The sequence below is a fragment of the Candidatus Bartonella washoeensis Sb944nv genome, assembly GCF_000278135.1.
Taxonomy (GTDB): Bacteria; Pseudomonadota; Alphaproteobacteria; order Rhizobiales; family Rhizobiaceae; genus Bartonella; species Bartonella washoeensis.
This window is the reverse complement of record NZ_JH725026.1, coordinates 76548-97456: the sequence shown is the minus strand read 5'-3', so window position 1 is coordinate 97456 and position 20909 is coordinate 76548. Positions and strand designations below refer to the sequence as shown.

Below are 20909 nucleotides of genomic sequence, written 5' to 3'. Positions count from 1 at the left end.
TTATGATGCTATGGCTTCATGCAGTGGAATCACGTTTTCGTCATCTTCTTTTATCGTTGGTTTATCAATTGTAAAACCGCCGGATTTTAAGAGTTTGTAGAAGCGTCCGCCTCTCTCGATTAATTCTTGAAAGCTGCCTTTTTCAATTAAGTAACCCTGATCCATAAATAGCACAAGATCAGCGTTGCGTACTGTTGAAAGCCGATGTGCTATAATAAAAGTGGTGCGGTTTTGACTTATGCAATCAAGAGCTTCTTTAACGCGCGCTTCCGTTTCGATATCAAGAGCACTGGTTGCTTCATCTAGAATGAGGATGGGTGCATTTTTTAAAACAGCACGTGCAATTGCTAATCGCTGTTTCTCTCCCCCTGATAATTGAGAACCTCGCTCGCCAACCATGGTCTCGTAACGATTGTTTTTTTTCAGAATAAAATCATGGGCAGCTGCTATTTTCGCCGCTTCATAAAGTTCTTCATCTGTTGCATTTTCTCTCCCTATCGAGATGTTTTTGTGAATACTACGGTTGAAAAGACCAGCGTCTTGGAACACCGTTGCTAGAGATTTGCGTAAGGATTCACGATTAATCGAGCGTATATCTATCCCGTCAATGGAGATATGTCCAAATGTAGGATCGTACACACGTTGCAATAAATTGATTAATGTTGTTTTTCCAGCACCTGTTGGTCCTACAATCGCAACAGTTTGTCCTGTTTTCACTTTAAATGAAATGTCGAAAATACCTTGAGAAGAATTTGGAAATTTATAGGTAACATGATGGAATTGTATTGTGCCTTTAACATTTTGGAGAGAAGGAAGATTTTTAGGTTCATTGATATGAAAGGTTGAGTCTTCCATTGCGAAAAATTCTTGTAGTTTTGCTTGTGAGGATACGGTTAAATTAATGAAACCACTAATTTGATCAAGACGATTAATCATTAATTGTGCAAATCCAACAAAAGCAACAACTTCACCTACTCGTAATTGGCCTTTTGCTACAAAAAAAGCCCCAAGAAGAAGAACACAAACTATTGAAATGGTTGAAGCCATTCGGTTTAAGCCACTCGCAAGAGCCCACCAATTGAGGACAGGGTTTTGTGCTTTAAGAAGGTCATTTGTATACTGATGCAGCGTTAAAGTTTCTTCTCTTATTCGGTTATAGCTTTGTACAATGGAAACGTTAGAGATTGAATCACTGACATGTTCAAAAAGGTTATGATGATAGCATTCTACAGCAGCTTGTCCGTCTTTTGTTTTTCGCATTACTAATCGTGCAACCAATACATAGATGACAGCGAGAACAATCAAGACTATTGAAAGGCGCCAATTCATGTTAAAAGCTATAGGTATGAGAACGAATAATGCAACAAGAGTTGAAAGATGTTGGCGCATAAAATCAAGCCATATAGCGGACATGGAGTCTATTGCGCGCAAAAGTATATGGAGAGCGTTAGAAGTTCCACGCTGTTGGTGCCAAATTAAGGGCATAGAAATGATACGCTCAAAGGATTCAGTTAAAACAGTTAAACGGCGTCTATGTGTCAAGCGGTCAGCACTGCGCGCAACAAGAACGTAAGCAATAATATTAGAAAGCCCAAAACATATCCAGATCGTAAGGGTAAGAATAATATCTGATCTCTCTGCAATGGAGTCAATAACGCGTCCGAATAAAATAGGTTCTGCGATGGTGATAACAGCTAATATAATATTGGCAGCACAGATTAAAAGAGATGCATTTTTTTCTTTGTTTAGATAAGTGAGAACACGAGCATAAGTTTTAAATAAGGACACAGATAATTATCTCCAATAGCTATTGCAAGTATAAAGCTTATTGATTCTTGTAATGGCTCATTTTTGAGCTAATAAAATTTAAACGGTAAGAAAATGCAATTTTTGATACTGGCTGTAATGTAGCGTGATAAAGTCAATTCTATAGGATATGGATTTTTGTATTTTAAAGATATTGCATAAAAACTGGTAAGTAAAATTATATGGCAAAGGAACTGTCATGGTAGGCGTAGAAATAAAAAAGGTTGAGGCAGACGAAAATGGAATGCGCTTAGATCGCTGGTTTAAAGTACATTATTCTGGACTTGGGTTTGGATATTTACAAAAATTATTGCGTTCTGGTCAGATACGGGTTGATGGTGGACGAGTTAAAGCCGATACACGTATTTTCACGGGACAGTCTGTTCGCGTACCGCCTTTAGCTGTTGATGAAAAGGAGTGTTTTCCTGTAACGGATAAAACACTTCGTGGACAGAATGATGAAGTTGTTTTAAAAAAAATGCTGCTCTATGAAGATCCTAAAATCTTTGTTTTTAATAAACCTGCGGGTTTAGCCGTACAAGGTGGCTCTGGTTTGACACGTCATGTGGATAGTATGCTGGAGGTTTGGCGCAATAAAAAAGGTGAAAAGCCGCGTTTGGTTCATCGTCTTGATCGTGAGACATCAGGTGTTCTTCTTGTTGCTCGTTCAAGGGGGGCTGCACAGGCTTTAACTGCTGCTTTTAGAGCGCGGGAAACAAAAAAGACTTATTGGGCATTGGTTCGGGGAGTACCTAGAAAGAAACAGGATAAAATTTCAACATGGATGGTGAAGGAAATAACTGCACAGGGTGATAAAATGCGTGTTTGTGAACATGGAGTGCCAGGTTCTAACCATGCAGTTTCCTACTATCGCGTTTTAGATACCAGGGGGCGAGTTCTTTCGTGGCTTGAAATGGAACCTCATACTGGTAGAACACATCAACTACGTGTGCATGCCGCTCATATGGATCATCCTATCATCGGTGATTCAAAATATTTTTTTGCTGATAGTAATTGGGAATTACCAGGAGGAATTCAAAACAGACTTCATCTTCATGCACGTCGTATTCGTATTCCTCATCCTTCAGGAGGATTATTGGATATTGTTGCGCCTTTACCTCCTCATATGGTGCAAAGCTTTAATCTTTTGGCTTTTAATGAGAATGATGGTGAAACAGAATAATGAACAAAGTTTTGCAGCTTATGCTGTTGGATTATGCACGAGAATATGCGTCATTGAGGATTTCACTTTAATACAGATGATGAGTTTCATTCGGATGAATGCAATTAATGCTTTTTAGGACTATTACTCTGTGTCTATTTAAAAATTGGTGTAGATTGTTCGCAAGAAAAAACATTAGTTTTATTGCAAATAGTATAGGTAGGACGATATATGCGTGAGATTTTGGATTATTTTGATATGCCATTGAATAAAAATTCTTTCGTTCAAAAGATGCCACAATTTTCATGTTCGTCACTACCCAAACGATTTTATAAGGAAGTAAAAATTACGCGTGAAGAAGGGGGTTTTTCTATATTGTTAGATAAATATCCAGTTAAAACGCCGGCACGACGTCCTTTTCTAGTGCCAAAAGAAGCATGTGCTGCACTAGTAGCACAGGAATTTGAGAGCCAAAAGCAAGTTATTGATCCGATAAAAATGCCGATTACACGTTTTGTTAACACTGTTATTGATGGTATAGCTGACGATATGCAAGTTATTTTCGAGGATTTATTGCGTTTTGTTGCATGCGATATGATTTTTTATCGTGCACAAACACCGAAAGAGCTCGTGCAACGACAATGTGAACAGTGGGATCCGTTACTTGATTGGGTAGAAGAAAAACTTGGTTCACGGTTTCATTTGGCAGAAGGTCTTATGCATATTGAACAACCACGGGAGGCTATTCAAGCTGTGAGCAATTATTTACGCAAAGTACAGTCTCCTTATATACTTGCCGCACTTCATACTATGACAACTTTAACAGGGTCAGCTCTTATTGCTCTCGCTTTTGCTGCGGGAAAAATAAATTCGGATCATGCTTGGAATATTGCACATTTGGATGAAAATTGGATGATGGAACAATGGGGGACTGATGAAGAAGCAATGGCGCGCCGAGCTCATAAAAAAGCTGAATTTAATGCTGCAGCTGTAATGATTGCGACTTTTCTATCCGAATAAATAAAATTGAATCAATAACGTCCTTTAAGAGTAAGGAGTATTTTTATTATTGATTCACTTACGTTTTTTGATCATTATTCCTAACGTTTTTGTAGTTTTTTATTAAATCTATGGCAAGTTTTTTGCGATTAGCATACTTTATAAAGCCAAATTTTCTTCTTTTCACGTATGCGCACTTATTTTTTTAATTCTAAGAAATACTTCACTAATTGTATTTAAGATTGCTTCATATTACCGTGAATAAAATATCATTGATGATTGTGAAGAAGAGTGACAATTTCAGTTTGAATAGAGTTCTTTTCCCATAATTTCTAGTGGTTACAAACTCCTTAGATAAAAAGAGGGGTGTATCATTATCAGGTTTGCCAGTGCATTTTTGTTCTTGGACGATTTGGATATTTTCAATTTTATAATTTTCTGCCAATTGTTTTATTTGGCTTTTCATGATTTGTTGGAATTTTGATTTAATGAGGTTTTTTGGGGGGGGGAAGTTAGGCTATTGATGCGATAAGTGAGGGAGGGATAAGCATTTTAAAAATGGCTTCTTCACTTTAATGTAAGCAGATGCCGCTTTTCCAAAGGGTATAAATTGTGGACTGTTGATATTAAAGGCAAGCCATAAAAAGAGGGGGAAGAGAAGATAAATTTGTAGCTCTAGAAACCTTGTCGTTTTAGATATAGTCAACTAAACTTATAAAGAAAAAGCACATTTGCAAAAACGCTCATTGTGCTTTCTAGGCAGAAAAATGCTACATTTCGAAATTGAAAAGAGTAGCTTATTTTTTAAACGGAATAGTACATATCAAATTCAATGGGATGTGGGGTTGTCTCATAGCGTAAAACTTCTTGCATTTTCAATTCAATGAAAGAATTAATTTGATCATCATCAAAAACATCTCCAGCTTTTAGAAAGTTACGATCTTTATCAAGCGCTTCAAGAGCTTCGCGTAGACTTCCTGAGACTGTGGGGATTTCTTTGAGCTCTTTAGGGGGTAAATCATAGAGATCTTTGTCCATAGCCTGTCCAGGGTGAATTTTATTTTTGATGCCGTCAAGACCAGCCATTAAGAGTGCCGAAAATGCCAAATACGGATTTGCTGTTGGATCTGGAAAACGAACTTCTACGCGTTTTGAATTTGGTGAAGAACTCATTGGAATACGGCAAGAAGCAGAACGATTGCGTGCAGAATATGCAAGGAGGACAGGAGCTTCATAACCTGGAACTAAACGCTTATAGGAATTGGTGGATGGATTGGTAAAGGCATTGATTGCTTTTGCGTGCTTAATAATACCACCAATAAAGAAGAGACAAGACTCTGATAAGCCAGCATACTCATTCCCAGCAAAAATTGGTTTGCCATCTTTCCAAATGGATATGTGTACATGCATACCTGAGCCGTTATCACCAAAAACCGGTTTTGGCATGAAAGTTGCTGTTTTTCCGTAGCTATTTGCTGTTTGATGCACAACATATTTAAAAATTTGCATCTTATCCGCTTCACGAACAAGGGTATCAAAACGAATGCCTAGTTCATGTTGCGCTGCTGCTACTTCATGATGGTGCTTTTCAACGCGGACGCCCATATCTTTTAGTGCTGTGAGCATTTCAGAGCGCATATCTTGACAGGAATCGATCGGAGGAACTGGGAAATAACCGCCTTTCATTCGTGGTCGGTGACCAAAATTGCCCATCTCATATTCAGTGTCATCATTTGATGGAAGTTCACTGGAATCAAGTTTAAATCCCGTGTTATAAGGATCAGTCTTATAGCGTACATCATCAAAGATAAAAAACTCTGCTTCTGGACCTATATTGATGGTATCTCCAATTCCTAAAGATTTCATATAAACTTCAGCCCTTTTGGCGATAGAACGAGGATCTCTACGATAAAATTCTCCAGAAACAGGATCAAGTATGTCACAAAATATGACCAAAGTAGATTGTGCAAAAAAAGGATCAACATGGGCTGTTTCTGGATCTGGCATCAATGCCATGTCAGATTCATTAATCGTTTTCCATCCGCAAATTGAAGAACCATCAAACATAATGCCATCACTAAATGTATCTTCATTGATTTCTGCAACATCCATTGTGACGTGATGCAATTTTCCTCGTGGGTCGGTAAAGCGTAAATCGACAAAACGTATGTCGTTGTCTGCAATCTGTTTGAGAATATCTGATGCGGTTGTCATATTGAATTTCCTTATTGGACTGAGGTGGATAAAAGGTAAAAAAATTGTGGATGTTTAAAGCGGATTGATGCCGGATTCGCCAGTACCGATACAAATAAACTTATCAATAGAGGAAATGAATATTTTTCCATCTCCCATATGTTTTGTTTGAGCTGCTTTACATATCGTATCAACAGCTTCTTCTAACTTTTCATCGGCGACAACAATTTCAATTTTTACTTTTGGTAGAAAATCAACAACATATTTAGCACCGCGATAAAGTTCTGTGTGTCCTTTTTGGCGGCCAAAACCCTTTGCTTCTGTTACGGTAATACCATGTAATCCAATTTTTTGAAGCGCTTCTTTCACTTCATCAAGTTTGAAAGGTTTTATAATGGCTTCAATTTTTTTCATACTGAAATTATCTCCAACGTTATTTTATCTTTTTAGACTGTCTCGCATTATATTGGCAACTCTGATATATGCCAACAGAGACTTTCTACACGGAAAAGTCGAAAATCATGAAATGCATGTTTTCTTTTTGAAAAAGTTCTCTTGTCGTATAGATAGGGAGTGGGATTATTTTATGGGGAAAAGGATGCAAGGCTTATAAAATATCAAAAATGATAGGAAACAGAGATCTTTGGCTTTTTATGCCATACTATACTTTGTAATTTAAGGACTTTTTAAGAATCAGAATTATATAAAGGTCGCCGTAGCAAAATTTCTTTCAGAAATTTCCCGGTGTAGGACGTGGGATTATTGATAATATCTTCAGGTCGGCCAACTGCAACGATTTCACCACCACCATCGCCGCCTTCTGGTCCTAAGTCAATAATCCAGTCTGCTGTCTTTATGACTTCAAGATTATGCTCAATGACTGCGACTGTATTACCTTGTTCAACCAGTTCATGGAGCACTTCAAGAAGTTTAGAAATATCGTGAAAATGAAGCCCCGTTGTTGGTTCGTCCAAAATATAAAGTGTTCGGCCTGTTGTTTTACGTGAAAGCTCTTTTGCAAGTTTTATACGTTGAGCTTCACCTCCAGAAAGTGTCGTAGCTTGCTGTCCTACTTTGATATAACCAAGACCAACTTTGATAAGAGTCTTCATTTTGTTGTGAATAGCGGGAACAGCTTTGAAAAAATCCTCTGCTTTTTCTATTGTCATATCGAGGATATCGGCTATGGATTTGTCTTTAAATTTTACTTCTAGCGTTTCTCGATTATAACGTTTTCCTTGGCATACATCGCACGTAACATAGACATCAGGCAGAAAGTGCATTTCAATTTTGATAACTCCATCACCCTGACACGCTTCGCAGCGACCTCCCTTAACATTAAATGAGAAACGCCCAGCGTGATAACCACGGGCCTTTGATTCTGGAAGCTCAGCAAACCACTCACGAATTGGGGTAAAGGCGCCCGTATAAGTTGCTGGATTCGAGCGTGGAGTTCTTCCAATGGGTGACTGGTTGATATCGATAACTTTATCGAGAAATTCTAATCCCTCAATTTTGTCGTAGCTTTCCGGATTTTGATGACTTCCCATGATATGGCGTGATGCAGCTTTGAAAATGGTTTCAATGAGGAACGTTGATTTTCCTCCTCCTGAAACGCCAGTTATGCATGTAAAGGTTCCAAGGGGGATATTAGCACTGATATTTTTAAGATTATTGCCTCGAGCACCAATCACCTTAAGTGTTTTTTCTTTTGATATTTTGCGTCGTTGAGGAGGAATGGTTACTGCCATTTTTCCTGAGAGATATTGACCTGTGAGGGAGGATGGATTTTTTATAATTTCCTGTGGAGTGCCTTGAGCTATGATTTTTCCACCATGAACACCTGCAGCTGGACCGATATCAACCACGTAATCTGCACTAAGAATAGCATCTTCATCATGTTCAACAACGATAACTGTATTGCCAAGATCACGCAGATGACGCAGCATTTCCAAAAGACGTTCATTATCGCGTTGGTGTAGGCCGATAGATGGTTCATCTAAGATATAAAGCACGCCTGTAAGACCAGAGCCAATCTGAGATGCTAATCGAATACGTTGACTTTCTCCACCTGAAAGTGTGCCGGAACTTCGAGATAAGCTAAGATATTCAAGTCCGACATGGTTTAAAAAAGTTAGGCGTTCACGAATTTCTTTTAAAATACGTGCTGCTATATTTTGCTGTTTTTCGGTCAGATGTTTATGAATATTAGTAAACCAATCATATGCTTTTGAGATGGAAAATTCTGATATTTGCCCAATATGCATTCCGTGGATTTTGACAGCGAGTGCTTCTGGTTTTAAACGATAGCCATGACAGGCTGGACAAGGAGAAGAAGACATATAATGCTCGATTTCTTCACGTGATAAAGCAGAATCGGTTTCTTTCCATCGTCGTTCCATATTTGGGATAACACCTTCAAAATATTGGGATGGTGTATGTGCGCTTAAATCATTTTTATAGACAAAGGTGCTTCCTTTTCTTTTTGTACCATAGAGAATAGCGTATCGCGCTTCATTTGAGAGTGTGCACCATTTATCTGTCAGTTTAAATCCATAAGCTTTGCCTAATGCTTCTAAGATTTTGTTATAGAAGGGTGAAGATGATTTAGCCCAAGGGGCAATGGCTCCTGCTTTTAAAGTGAGGTTTTCATTTGGCACGACGCTTTTAGGATTGATGGCCTTTTTTGTACCAAGTCCATCACAAAGAGGGCAAGCGCCAAAAGGGCTATTAAATGAAAAGAGCCGTGGTTCAATTTCAGGGATAGAAAATCCAGAGATGGGGCAAGAAAATTTCTCTGAGAAAATAAGCCGTTTGTGTGTTTCATTTTTTGATTTATTGGTAGATTCCTTTATGGTTTCTTTTGCTTCCAAAGGTTCATCTGCCATTTCAGCAACTGCAAGCCCATTTGCTAGCTGTAAACAGGTTTCTATACTGTCAGCTAAGCGAAGAGTGATGTCGTGGTGTACAACAATACGGTCTACCACTACATCGATGTCATGTTTATACTTTTTATCAAGAGGAGGAATATCAGGAATTTCATAGAATTTCCCATCAACTTTAGCACGCTGAAATCCTTTTTTTAAAAGCTCTGTTAGCTCTTTTTTATATTCTCCTTTTCGCCCTCGGACGAGAGGCGCCATAATAAAAATCCGTGTTCCTTCTGGTAAGTTCATAATTTGGTCGACCATTTGGCTTACGGTTTGGCTTTCAATAGGAAGCCCCGTAGCTGGAGAATGAGGAATACCAATACGCGCAAAGAGAAGACGCATATAGTCGTAGATTTCGGTGACGGTGCCTACCGTTGAACGAGGGTTGCGGCTGGTTGTTTTTTGTTCAATCGAGATAGCAGGAGAAAGGCCATCTATCCGGTCGACATCTGGTTTTTGCATCACTTCTAGAAATTGGCGTGCGTAAGCAGAAAGGCTTTCAACATAGCGACGTTGACCTTCAGCGTAAATTGTATCAAAAGCCAAGGATGATTTACCTGATCCAGAAAGTCCTGTTATGATGATCAATTTGTCACGAGGGAGATCTAAATCAATATCTTTAAGGTTGTGTTCACGTGCACCGCGAATGGAGATGTATTTCTGATGAGTCATGTCTATCCTTGGCATATGTAAAAAATTGAACACTTCAAAGTGAAATAAAACTGTTTCTTTGGAATTACAATGTGTTTTATTGCTTTAACATGGAAAGAGACAGCAAGTTTTGTGGAAAGAGAGATAAAGAGAGCAGCTTTTTATTTTTAGTGATGGAATAAACTATACCTTGTTGTCATCTTTTGTTATAATTACTTGGTTTATGATTTTGGAGTTTATGCGATGGCTGGTAGCCTTAATAAAGTTATTTTGATTGGTAATCTCGGTGCAGATCCTGAAATTCGTCGTTTGAATTCTGGTGATCAAGTGGCAAATTTGCGTATTGCCACTTCAGAAAGTTGGCGCGATCGCAATACAAATGAACGTAAAGAGCGCACGGAGTGGCATAGTATCGTTATTTTTAATGAAAATCTTATCAAAGTTGTCGAACAATATTTAAAAAAAGGCAGTAAAATTTACATTGAAGGCCAGTTGCAGACGCGCAAATGGCAAGATCAAAATGGTAATGACCGGTATACAACAGAGGTTGTTTTGCAAAAATATCGTGGTGAATTACAGATGCTTGATGGGCGAAGCATGAGTGGTGGAGAACAAATGCAAGGAGCAACTCAGTCGAGCGGTGGTTATGGCAGTAGTGATTTTGCGGTTAGTAGCGCAAATCAGAAAGATGTGTTTGGTCAAAACAATAACCAATCAAGAGAAAGTTTTTCGCATAAATTAGATGATGATGTGCCTTTTTGATGATTTTTAAGATACGATTGTCATTTCTCTATTATATCTTTCGATTGTTTATTGCAGATCTTAAAAGTTCAGGAAAGTATGTCCTATTTATTTACCCGTGATTTTTAACATAAATAAATAACATGTTGAAAATTATTGTTAAATTTCTTCTCTGTTACAGCAGTGAAGATGGTGTTTTTACGTATTTTTCGGTATATAAAGAGTAAAGTGATTCTTTTTTGAAAGTCTTGAAGCTGTGACCGATCTTACTCCACACCCAGAACGTGATGTGCTGACCGGTATTGAACCAATCAGTATTATTGATGAAATGCAACGCTCCTATCTCGATTATGCGATGAGCGTGATTGTTTCCCGTGCACTTCCTGATGTGCGTGATGGTCTTAAACCTGTTCATCGGCGTATTCTGCATGCTATGAATGAGATGGGGCTTTCTTTTAATAAATCTTATCGTAAGTCTGCGGGTGTTGTTGGTGAAGTTATGGGGAAATACCATCCCCATGGCGATGCTTCAATATATGATGCATTGGTACGTATGGCGCAGGATTTTTCTTTGCGAAATCCATTAATTGATGGTCAAGGAAATTTTGGTTCTGTTGATGGGGATCCGCCTGCGGCAATGCGTTATACAGAATGTCGTTTAGAAAAAGTTTCTGAGGAACTTTTAGCTGATATTGATAAAGATACTGTTGATTTTCAGGATAATTATGATGGACGTGAGCGTGAGCCTGTGGTTTTACCAGCACGCTTTCCTAACCTTTTGATTAATGGATCGGGCGGTATTGCTGTGGGAATGGCAACCAATATTCCGCCTCATAATCTTGGTGAAGTTGTTGATGGTTGTATCGCTTTGATTGATAATCCCGATATAACGCTCGATAAAATAATTGAAATTATTCCTGGTCCTGATTTTCCTACGGGTGGTATTATCCTTGGTCATTCCGGTATCCGTTCGGCTTATGAAACGGGACGTGGTTCAATTATTATGCGTGCTAAAGTTGATATTGAAGAAATTCGCAATGGTCGACAGGCAATCATTGTAAGCGAAATACCTTATCAGGTTAATAAAGCAACAATGATTGAAAAAATGGCCGAGTTGGTGCGTGATAAACGCATTGAAGGAATCTCTGATTTGCGTGATGAATCTGATCGTGATGGATATCGCGTCGTTATTGAGCTTAAGAGAGATGTTGTTGCGGATGTTGTTTTAAATCAATTGTATCGTTATACGCCGTTACAAACCTCTTTTGGTTGTAATATGGTGGCATTAAACGGGGGAAAACCTGAACAGATGACGTTGCTTGAGATGCTTCGCGCATTTGTTGCTTTCCGAGAAGAAGTTGTAAGTCGGCGCACAAAATATCTTTTGCGTAAAGCACGCGAGCGTGCACATGTTCTGGTTGGTCTCGCACTTGCTGTTGCTAATATTGATGAGGTTATAGCGCTCATTCGTAAAGCGCCTGATCCACAGACAGCGCGGGTACAATTAATGGAGCGGCGCTGGCCTGCTGCTGATGTGGCACCTTTGATTAGACTTATTGATGATCCGCGTCATATTATCCATGAGGATAGTACTTATAATTTATCTGGAGAACAAGCGCGTGCTATTTTGGAATTGCGTTTGCAAAGGCTGACGGCGCTTGGGCGAGATGAAATTGCTGATGAATTGAACAAAATTGGGGTCGATATTGCTGATTATCTTCACATTTTGGCATCGCGTTCACGCATTATGGGAATTATTAAGGATGAGCTAAATGCTCTTCGCGAGGAATTTGCGACTCCTAGACGTACCGTATTTGGTTTTGGTAGCGCTGAGATGGATAGTGAAGATCTGATTGCTCCAGAAGATATGGTGGTAACGGTTAGTCATAGTGGCTACATTAAACGTGTGCCTCTCAATACGTACCGTGCGCAGCGGCGCGGTGGTAAAGGGCGTTCTGGTATGTCTACGAAAGATGAGGATTTTGTGACGCGTTTGTTTGTGGTTAATACGCATACACCGGTACTTTTCTTTTCATCACGGGGCATCGTTTATAAAGAAAAAGTTTGGCGTTTACCACTTGGTAGCCCGCAATCGCGCGGGCGCGCTCTGATTAATATGCTTCCCTTGCAGCAAGGAGAGCGCATAACAACCATTATGCCCTTGCCGGAAGATGAAGCAAGTTGGAGTGCATTGGATGTGATGTTCGCTACGACACGTGGGACTGTGCGTCGTAATAAATTATCGGATTTCGTTCAGGTTAATCGCAATGGCAAAATTGCGATGAAGCTTGATGAAGAAGATGAAATTCTTTCTGTAGAAACTTGTACAGAACATGATGATGTTGTTCTAACAACAGCTAATGGACAATGTATTCGTTTTCCAGTCGTTGAGGTTCGTGTATTTGCAGGTCGTAATTCGGTGGGAGTGCGTGGTATCAATTTAGCTAATGGTGATAAAGTTATTTCAATGACCATTTTAGAGCATGTTGTGGCGACGTCTGTTGAACGTTCTGCTTATATTAAACGTGTGATTCAGGAACGGCGTGCCGCTGGTGCAGATGCTGAAGATATTGTAACTCTTGATGAAGATGATGAGGGAACAGAAACAGAGTTAACAGATGAACGCTATGCAGAACTTAATGCCCGTGAGCAAATGCTTTTAACAGTGAGTGAATTTGGTTATGGAAAACGATCTTCCTCATATGAATTCCGAATTTCGGGACGTGGTGGAAAAGGGATTCGTGCAACAGATCCGTCTAAGACGTCTGAAATTGGTAAATTAGTGGCGGCTTTTCCGGTGAAGGCGCAAGATCAAATTATGTTAGTTTCGGACGGGGGACAGCTTATTCGCGTCCCTGTTGAGGGTATTCGTATAGCTGGTCGCTCAACTAAGGGGGTGACAATTTTCAATACAGCTGAGGGAGAAAAAGTCGTATCGGTTGAGCGTATTTCTGAAGCTGAAGATGATACTAATCAACTAGATGATGAAGCTGGAAAGCATTCTGATCCGGTTGAGAAGAGCGAAGAGAAATAATTTTGAAGTTAGCTGCGTAAAATGAAGAAAATTGCTCTTTATGCGGGGTCCTTTGATCCTCTTACAAATGGTCATCTTGATGTTTTGCGAGGTAGTCTTGTTTTGGCCGATAAGGTGGTGGTGGCTATAGGTATACATGCTAGAAAAAAAACACTCTTTAACTTTGAAGAGCGTGTTGGTTTAATTACACAGGTAGGAAAAGATTTATTAGATATAGGACCTGATCAATTGCAAGTTATTTCATTTGATACGCTTTTGATTGATAAGGCTCGTGAAATTGGTGCTTCGTTTCTTATTCGTGGATTGCGTGATGGTACTGATCTTGATTATGAAATGCAAATGGCAGGGATGAATGGTATCATGGCTCCTGAATTGCAAACTGTTTTTTTACCCGCGAGCGTTTCTGGGCGTGCGATAACTTCAACATTGGTGCGCCAGATTGCCTCTATGGGAGGTGATGTTTCCTCCTTTGTACCTCCAAATGTTGCACAAGCTTTGCGTTCAAAATTTCAATCTTCAGAGGAGAATGATTGTGTCTCTTAGAGTTCTTGCTGTTTTGACATCTGTTTTTTGCTTTTTTTCATTGAGTGCTGTAGCAGACGATTCTAGTGTTCTTGTTTTATCTCTCAAAAAGGGTGACGTGGTTATTCGTCTTCGTTCTGATTTAGCGCCAAAACATGTTGCACAAATCAAGAGATTAACAGAAGAAGGTGCCTACAATAACGTTGTTTTTCACCGTGTTATTCCAGGTTTTATGGCACAAACTGGTGATGTAAAGTTTGGAAAAAAGGGCAGTGCAGACTTTGATCTTAAACGCGTTGGTACCGGTGGCTCAAATTATCCTAATATACCAGCAGAGTTTTCAAAGCAGCCATTTAAGCGTGGCACTGTGGGTATGGCACGTTCACAAGACCCTCATTCAGCCAATTCTCAATTCTTCATTTGTTTTAGTGATGCCGATTTTTTAAATGGTCAGTATACTGTTGTTGGAGAGGTCATAAAGGGAATGGATGTTGTTGATCAAATAAAAAAAGGTACCACAAGTAATAATGGGTCTGTAGCAGATCCTGATGTTATTTATGCTGCCACTTTACAAGCAGATAAATGAGGCAAAGGAGTTAGCTGTATGACTGAGGTTAAAGATCTAGAGAATACCTTAATTCTTGAAACCACGAAAGGCAAAGTTATTATTGAGCTTTTTCCTGATTTAGCTCCCTGCCACGTTGCACGTGTTAAAGAACTTGTGCGTGAAGGTGCTTATGATAACGTTGTTTTTCATCGTGTTATTGATGAATTTATGGCTCAAACCGGTGATGTGCAATTTGGAAAGAAGGACGGTGAAAAATTTAATTTGTCTCGTGCGGGGATGGGTGGTTCAGAGAAACCCAATTTAACAGCAGAGTTTTCGAATCTTTCTCATAAGCGGGGCACGGTTTCTATGGCACGCAGTCAGAATCCAAATTCCGCTAATTCTCAGTTTTTTATCTGCTTTGCAGATGCTCCTTGGCTTGATCGTCAATATTCCATATGGGGGCAAGTGCTTGAAGGTATGGAAAATGTCGATAAAATTAAGCGTGGTGAACCTGTTTTAGATCCGGATTCAATTATTAAAGCTACAATCGCTGCGGATGCAAAATAATATAACTGTATCGATTTCAACCGTAAGATTGTTAAATAAAGGTATTTCTGTCTAGTTTTGTCTTGAGTACAGTGGAGGTCAGTTGTTGTGGTTTTGATCTCCATAGGGGGCATCTATACACTTGCTCTCCATATAAAGCTTTATCGATTTTAGGTGCAGTTGACTGGTAGGCACAGTATTTGCGATTATTTTATAATGCTGCTTACAAATAGAGAAGATCTTATCTACAAACTTGGAATCTTAAATTACAGTGCTGTTTGTTCGCATTGAATATGGTTAGTCAGATCAACGATCTTTAAGTGTTCTAGGATTGATTGTTTCTCACAGTTGTTTGGTATTTTATGAGATTTTCTCTGAATTCATTATTTTTATACAAGTAGAATTTTTGAGATTCAATTATTTAACGTAACAGCTAGCTTGTATTGAAGTTTGCTTATTTAGATCAAAGAATTATTTTACTTTTTTAAAAGCAGATGTAAAAATTTTTCATGTTTCTCTTTTTTACTGAAGATTCTCGAAAGGAGAGCATGGATTTAAACACTATGGAAAATTACTTGAGTAGAGTAATAAGGTGTTTCATTGATGTTGCTGTTATCCACAATCCTAGCATATATCCTTTTATTGCTATATTGTGTCAAAGTATAGTTAAGATATTGAACATAAAAATTATGAAACTCTTTTTACGTATGAAAAAGTAGTGGGGCTAGCAGAGCTAAAATTTTGAATTTTAATAAGAAATTTCTAGAAAGCTTTAGAAATTATTCACCTGCTATATAAACGCGGAAATTTTTTATTTGTGAAGGTGAAAGGTATACCTGGTGATACAATGTATTCAGGGGTTTTTTTATATGCTAAGTCTGCTAGGCATTATGAGTAGTTAGTGTTTTTGGAAATAATGATCATTGGCTTTGAAATAATAGCTCTGCAGTTATTTAAGACTGTGGTGGATAAGCGCATGTATCTTCTAGTATTATGTTGTCAGGCATTCTCTGTAGTTTGGTAAACTAGATTTCACTTTTGTTATTATGATTGCTTAATAACAAAACTTCATTTATTTCGTTAATTTTTTATGCTGGTTACAGTATTTAGCGAATCGAAAATCAATCCGTAAAGTTTACGATGATGCTATTAAGAGAAAGATGTAGCTTTTCTTTTTATGGCGACATGCGTTTATGGAATCAAAAAAGACGAGAGTAATGATAAAGACGTTTCATTATAGAAAAATTGCTCAAGATGGTTGTGCACGTTGTGGTGAAATTATAACGGTTCGTGGGTGTGTTCGTACACCGGCATTTATGCCTGTTGGGACGGCAGGAACTGTTAAGGCTATGTATATGGATCAGATACGTGCTCTTGGGGCAGATATCATTTTGGGCAATACTTATCATTTAATGTTGCGTCCAGGGGCTGAGCGTGTTGCGCGTTTAGGAGGCTTACATGAATTTTCACGCTGGTCTGGACCTATTTTAACCGATTCCGGTGGATTTCAGGTTATGTCGCTTGCGGGAATTCGTAAAATTACCGAACAAGGTGTGATTTTTCGCTCTTACCTTAATGGAGCGTACTATGAAATGAGTCCAGAGCGTTCTATCGAAATTCAAGGGCTTCTTAATGCAGACATCCAAATGCAGCTGGATCAATGTATTGCATTACCTGCAAGTGAAAAGGAAATGGAAGCTGCTATGGAGCTTTCATTGCGGTGGGCACAGCGTTGTAAAACAGCTTTTGGTGATCAGCCAGATAAAGCACTGTTTGGTATTGTTCAAGGCGGTGATAATATGAAATTGCGTGAACGTTCTGCCCAAGTATTAAAAGAGATGGATTTGAAAGGTTACGCTATTGGAGGGCTTGCTGTTGGTGAACCGCAGAGTGTTATGACAGCTGTATTGGATGCTACTTGTCCAATTTTGCCAGAAGATAAGCCACGCTATCTCATGGGGGTGGGAACACCTGATGATATTTTAAAAAGTGTTGCTCGTGGTATTGATATGTTTGATTGTGTTATGCCGACACGTGCTGGACGTCATGGTTTAGCTTTTACGCGTTTTGGCCGAATTAATTTGCGCAATGCACGTTATGCAGAGGATCCACATCCTCTGGATCCACAGTCGCTTTGTCCTGCAGCTTCTGATTATAGTTGTGCTTATTTGCATCATTTGATTAAATCTGGTGAATCTCTTGGTGGGATGTTGTTGACGTGGAATAATCTTTTTTATTACCAATATCTTATGCAAGGAATTCGCGATGCTATCAAAGAAGGCTGTTATGCTGATTTTTGTGCTGAAACGCGTGCTTTATGGCTGCAAGGGCGATAAGGTATGGGCCCTATGTATGGCGTTTATCTTTTTTGTGTTGCTTCATTTATTTTTTCATCAAAGAAAATTGCTAAAAGTATAAAGCTAAAAATGCTTTCCAAAAGCATAAAGCTTTATTGCCAAAAAAGATAGATTCCAGTTTTGTGGCTATATATTCTCTCTGCACCTTAATACTAGCAAGAAACTTTCTTACTCCGGTACGCACTACCTGATCCGGAGAAAAACAGTTTTTTCTGTTTGTGATAATTGTTTAGATCAACAATGTTAATGAGGGGTTAGCAAACCCTTAAAGAAGTATAAAAATTGTATTTTTTAGTGTGATTTGTATTTTTTATCTTTAAACAGTGAAGTTATAATAAAGGCTATTTCATTTAGGAGTAGATATGAAGGTGACTTTGTCTGAATTGAAGGTTTAGAAAACGCAAACGGTTGATACTTTAAAGGGCTAAGCCTATTTTTCTAATAACGATATTTTAATATGTCACTACGAAAGAAAATTAAAGCGTTTTTGTTTTCCTTGTGGAAGATGTTTTAGTGTTTTATTGGAATTTTTTATGCATAGATATAAGAAGATTCTGAGTTCATTTACGCCATATTACAGATATTCATGATTAAAGTATCACACTATAGAAATGAAGAAAATGAGGAACTCTCATAAGGAAAGCATTCTTGCTTCAGGAATTGATTTGAGAACACGGCGTTTGGCAATCTTAGCTCTTGCAGTGGGAAGTTTTGCTATTGGTACTGCGGAATTTGTTGCTATGGGCTTACAGCCGGAGATGGCACGCAGTTCATCTGTTGATATTCCTACAGCTGGTCAATATGTTTCTGCTTATGCATTGGGTGTTGTGATTGGAGCACCTCTTTTAGCTGTTGCAACAGCTCAGTTATCACGCAAGACTGTTTTAATAGGATTGATGTCTTTTTATGCATTTGCAAATATTGCTAGTGCTTTTTTTGCTAATTTTAGCATGTTAGTAGCGTTGCGTTTTATCAGTGGTCTTCCGCATGGCATCTATTTTGGGCTTGCAACTATGGTAGCGTCTTCAATGGCAGAAATGAATGAACGTTCGAAAGCTGTTGGGTATGTTATGCTGGGTTTGACAATTGCGACTGTTTTGGGAGCACCGAGTGCAACTTGGATTGGCCAGCTTGTTGGCTGGCAGATTGCTTTTATCCTTGTAGGCGCTATTGCTTTATTATGTTGTTTGCTTATTTGGGCGTTTTTACCTTCTGCTCCCAATGATTTAAAAACGAATCCTCTACGCGAGCTAAGTGCGTTAAAACAAAAGCAGGTATGGTTTCTTTTGATGATGGTTTCAGTTGGCTCATCGGGGTTATTTTCTGTTTTTACTTATATTAAGTCAACATTAATGCATATTTCTGGTGTTTCGCTTGATTGGGTACCGTTTATTATGCCGTTAGTTGGATTGGGAATGGTAGTAGGTAATCTTTTAGGACCTAAATTCGCAGTTAAAGTTGGTACTTCGCCGCTGATATTTTTTGCTATGCTTTGGAGCGCGTTTGTTTTTTTTCTTTTTTTCTTTTTATCCTATACTCCATTAATGGCAGCATTAGGATGCTTTCTTGTTGGTACTTCTTTTGCAGCTATGCCTTCTATACAAACAAAAATTATGGACGTTGCTCTCCATGGACAGATTTTGGCAGGAGCTTTAATGCAATCTGCTTTTAATATTGCTAATGCTCTTGGGGCAGAAGCTGGAGCATGGATTTTGAGATTGGGTTATAGCTATGAATATACTGCTGTTCTTGGAGGTATTTTAACTCTGTGTGGATTAATGATTTTTTGTTTTTCATGGTACGTGGAAAGACGTGATCAATATCTCTCTTAATTACGAATGTTTCTTGAAAAAAAAGTATCTTTTCCCTTGTTTAGTCATTTGATTGCTCGGTTGATTTTTTTAGTATGTTGTAGGAAACGCGCAAGGCAAATGGAATACCAAGACAGAATAAAAGACTGATAAATGTCGCAAGAAGAGCCTTTGCTGCGAAAATCATTCCTGTTATTCCTCCAGGATTAGAAAGACCGGCGAGATTAGTAATTGTTCCTGCTAATGTTGCACTAAAAGCTATTGAAAATAGTTGTACAGAGGTAAGAGACTCACTGGCACGCAGAGCATCTTTATCGCTAGCGCATTGTAGTATTCTTGTTAGCAGGTGTGGCCACGCTATACCGGAACTAATCCCGATAGAAAACAATGCTAAGCAAATGATAAAAGTATATCCTAGTTTAGGAGTTTCTGTTGGAATAAACCATAAAAGAATGCTCATGCCTATAAGGCTGAATATGGGGGAATATAAAATAAGGCTAGGAATTTTTTTTGCAGATGCACCGGCACTGGATACAGAGCCACATGTCCAACCAATGCTCATTAATGCTGCCATATAGCCAGCAATAAGCGGATCGTGTCCATGAAGCTTTTGAAGAAATAGTGGAAAATAAAGTTCTGTGCCATACACTACTGTTGTTATGATGAGTATCAGTGAATAAAGAGGAAAAAATTCAGAAGAAAACGAAAAGGTTTTGCATGGCAACATAGGATGACGCGTAGATGTTTCGATCTTGGCTAGAACAAAGAGAAGACTAAACCCGATAACTAATCCGCAGATTTGCACAACTGTAGTATTCATCGTTCCCGCAGCAGAAATTATGAAAATCAATAAGATAAGTGTAAGGAGTTGAGAGAAGGGGAGTTGAGATTTTGGGATATAATTTTCATTTTCTCTTGGTAAAATTTTAAGGGCTATGAGTGAGAAAATTATTGCTAATGAGCCGACAATCCAAAAAGATGCTCTCCACACACCATAATGTATAGAGATGCCGCCAATAGCTGGTCCCAAAAAGGTTGATATTCCCCACATGAGAGAAATAATACTTAATGCATGCGACCATAACGATGAATTGAAAACAATACGTATCATCGAATAAGATAGGCATAGCAAACAACCACTTCCAAATCCTTGAATAAAGCGGCCTATTAAAAATAACGGCATAGTTGAAGCAATGCTGCATATAAAGGTGCCAACGGTAAAAATGAGTGCAGAAAAAACGTAAGATTTACGGGGACCCATTTTCCCTAATATCTTTGTTGCAAGGGAAGTACCAATAAGTGAAGCTATAATAAAAATAGTAGCTACCCAAGAATAATACAGTTCATTGCCAATTTCATTCATAAGGGAAGGTAAAATAGTTATAACAACGTAAACGTTTATGGCATGTAACGCAACACCGCCTGTAAACGTTAAAGAATAAATACCATTTTTACCCAATAAAAGCGTAGACCAGCTTTGTTTTTGCACTTTTTTTTCTATTTAGTAAAGGATAACTTTTTTATTTATAAGGCAGTTCTCTGAATTTGCCAAGAGAAGATTCAAAGCTCTTTTTTTGTAGAGCTTTGAAATTTAAATTAAATTACAG

At 38.5% G+C, this 20909-nt stretch carries 14 protein-coding genes; 9 read left to right on the top strand and 5 right to left on the bottom strand.

From position 1 onward, the window contains the following. Window positions 1-1788: a glucan ABC transporter ATP-binding protein/ permease gene (locus MCQ_RS08050; protein ID WP_006924680.1), complete on the bottom strand. Its 1788-nt coding sequence runs from the start codon at window positions 1786-1788 to the stop codon at window positions 1-3. A 217-nt stretch (window positions 1789-2005) separates the two neighbouring features. Here MCQ_RS08050 and MCQ_RS08045 point away from each other — a divergent pair, with 217 nt between their 5' ends. Next, a complete protein-coding gene (locus MCQ_RS08045) occupies window positions 2006-2989 on the top strand; it encodes an RluA family pseudouridine synthase (RefSeq protein ID WP_006924679.1) in 984 nt (327 codons plus the stop codon). Between the two features lie 210 nt (window positions 2990-3199). Further along, window positions 3200-3988 (top strand): ATP12 family chaperone protein, encoded by a 789-nt coding sequence (locus MCQ_RS08040; protein WP_006924678.1) that lies wholly within the window; start codon window positions 3200-3202, stop codon window positions 3986-3988. Between the two features lie 783 nt (window positions 3989-4771). Here the strand turns inward: MCQ_RS08040 and glnA are convergent. From glnA to uvrA, 3 genes are all read right to left on the bottom strand, one after another. Beyond that, window positions 4772-6181, bottom strand: coding sequence for a type I glutamate--ammonia ligase (gene glnA / locus MCQ_RS08030; RefSeq protein WP_006924677.1), 1410 nt, complete (start codon window positions 6179-6181; stop codon window positions 4772-4774). Between the two features lie 54 nt (window positions 6182-6235). Then, window positions 6236-6574: a P-II family nitrogen regulator gene (locus MCQ_RS08025; protein ID WP_006924676.1), complete on the bottom strand. Its 339-nt coding sequence runs from the start codon at window positions 6572-6574 to the stop codon at window positions 6236-6238. A 272-nt stretch (window positions 6575-6846) separates the two neighbouring features. Then, window positions 6847-9762 carry an excinuclease ABC subunit UvrA gene (uvrA, locus tag MCQ_RS08015; protein ID WP_006924674.1) on the bottom strand — a complete coding sequence of 972 codons (2916 nt, stop codon included), beginning with the start codon at window positions 9760-9762 and terminating at the stop codon, window positions 6847-6849. A 222-nt stretch (window positions 9763-9984) separates the two neighbouring features. Here uvrA and ssb point away from each other — a divergent pair, with 222 nt between their 5' ends. The 7 genes from ssb (at window position 9985) to MCQ_RS07980 (ending at window position 19323) form a co-directional block, all read left to right on the top strand. After that, complete coding sequence (gene ssb, locus MCQ_RS08010; protein WP_006924673.1) at window positions 9985-10503, top strand: single-stranded DNA-binding protein; 519 nt, start codon at window positions 9985-9987, stop codon at window positions 10501-10503. Window positions 10504-10738: 235 nt separating this feature from the next. Further along, a complete protein-coding gene (gene gyrA / locus MCQ_RS08005) occupies window positions 10739-13516 on the top strand; it encodes a DNA gyrase subunit A (protein ID WP_006924672.1) in 2778 nt (925 codons plus the stop codon). A gap of 21 nt (window positions 13517-13537) precedes the next feature. Further along, the gene (gene coaD / locus MCQ_RS08000; protein WP_006924671.1) at window positions 13538-14059 is read left to right on the top strand and encodes a pantetheine-phosphate adenylyltransferase; all 522 of its coding nucleotides are present in this window, start codon (window positions 13538-13540) and stop codon (window positions 14057-14059) included. Next, window positions 14049-14624: a peptidylprolyl isomerase gene (locus tag MCQ_RS07995; RefSeq protein WP_006924669.1), complete on the top strand. Its 576-nt coding sequence runs from the start codon at window positions 14049-14051 to the stop codon at window positions 14622-14624. Before coaD ends, MCQ_RS07995 begins: the two co-directional genes overlap by 11 nt. Window positions 14625-14642: 18 nt before the next feature. Next, window positions 14643-15155, top strand: a complete 513-nt coding sequence (locus MCQ_RS07990) for a peptidylprolyl isomerase (protein ID WP_006924668.1) — start codon at window positions 14643-14645, stop codon at window positions 15153-15155. 1196 nt (window positions 15156-16351) lie between these two features. Beyond that, the gene (tgt, locus tag MCQ_RS07985; RefSeq protein WP_035008255.1) at window positions 16352-17470 is read left to right on the top strand and encodes a tRNA guanosine(34) transglycosylase Tgt; all 1119 of its coding nucleotides are present in this window, start codon (window positions 16352-16354) and stop codon (window positions 17468-17470) included. A gap of 632 nt (window positions 17471-18102) precedes the next feature. Continuing rightward, complete coding sequence (locus tag MCQ_RS07980) at window positions 18103-19323, top strand: MFS transporter (protein WP_006924666.1); 1221 nt, start codon at window positions 18103-18105, stop codon at window positions 19321-19323. Between the two features lie 40 nt (window positions 19324-19363). Here MCQ_RS07980 and MCQ_RS07975 read toward each other — a convergent pair whose 3' ends face one another. Beyond that, complete coding sequence (locus MCQ_RS07975; RefSeq protein ID WP_006924665.1) at window positions 19364-20791, bottom strand: MFS transporter; 1428 nt, start codon at window positions 20789-20791, stop codon at window positions 19364-19366. Between the last annotated feature and the right edge of the window lie 118 nt (window positions 20792-20909).

What these genes read in the sequence shown, in the direction of transcription:
- MCQ_RS08045 (WP_006924679.1), top strand. Translation starts at nt 2,006, where the DNA reads ATGGTAGGCGTAGAAATAAAAAAGGTTGAGGCAGACGAAAATGGAATG.
- MCQ_RS07990 (WP_006924668.1), top strand. Translation starts at nt 14,643, where the DNA reads ATGACTGAGGTTAAAGATCTAGAGAATACCTTAATTCTTGAAACCACG.
- MCQ_RS07980 (WP_006924666.1), top strand. Translation starts at nt 18,103, where the DNA reads ATGAAGAAAATGAGGAACTCTCATAAGGAAAGCATTCTTGCTTCAGGA.
- MCQ_RS08040 (WP_006924678.1), top strand. Translation starts at nt 3,200, where the DNA reads ATGCGTGAGATTTTGGATTATTTTGATATGCCATTGAATAAAAATTCT.
- coaD (WP_006924671.1), top strand. Translation starts at nt 13,538, where the DNA reads ATGAAGAAAATTGCTCTTTATGCGGGGTCCTTTGATCCTCTTACAAAT.
- glnA (WP_006924677.1), bottom strand. Translation starts at nt 6,181, where the DNA reads ATGACAACCGCATCAGATATTCTCAAACAGATTGCAGACAACGACATA.
- ssb (WP_006924673.1), top strand. Translation starts at nt 9,985, where the DNA reads ATGGCTGGTAGCCTTAATAAAGTTATTTTGATTGGTAATCTCGGTGCA.
- uvrA (WP_006924674.1), bottom strand. Translation starts at nt 9,762, where the DNA reads ATGACTCATCAGAAATACATCTCCATTCGCGGTGCACGTGAACACAAC.
- tgt (WP_035008255.1), top strand. Translation starts at nt 16,352, where the DNA reads ATGATAAAGACGTTTCATTATAGAAAAATTGCTCAAGATGGTTGTGCA.
- MCQ_RS08025 (WP_006924676.1), bottom strand. Translation starts at nt 6,574, where the DNA reads ATGAAAAAAATTGAAGCCATTATAAAACCTTTCAAACTTGATGAAGTG.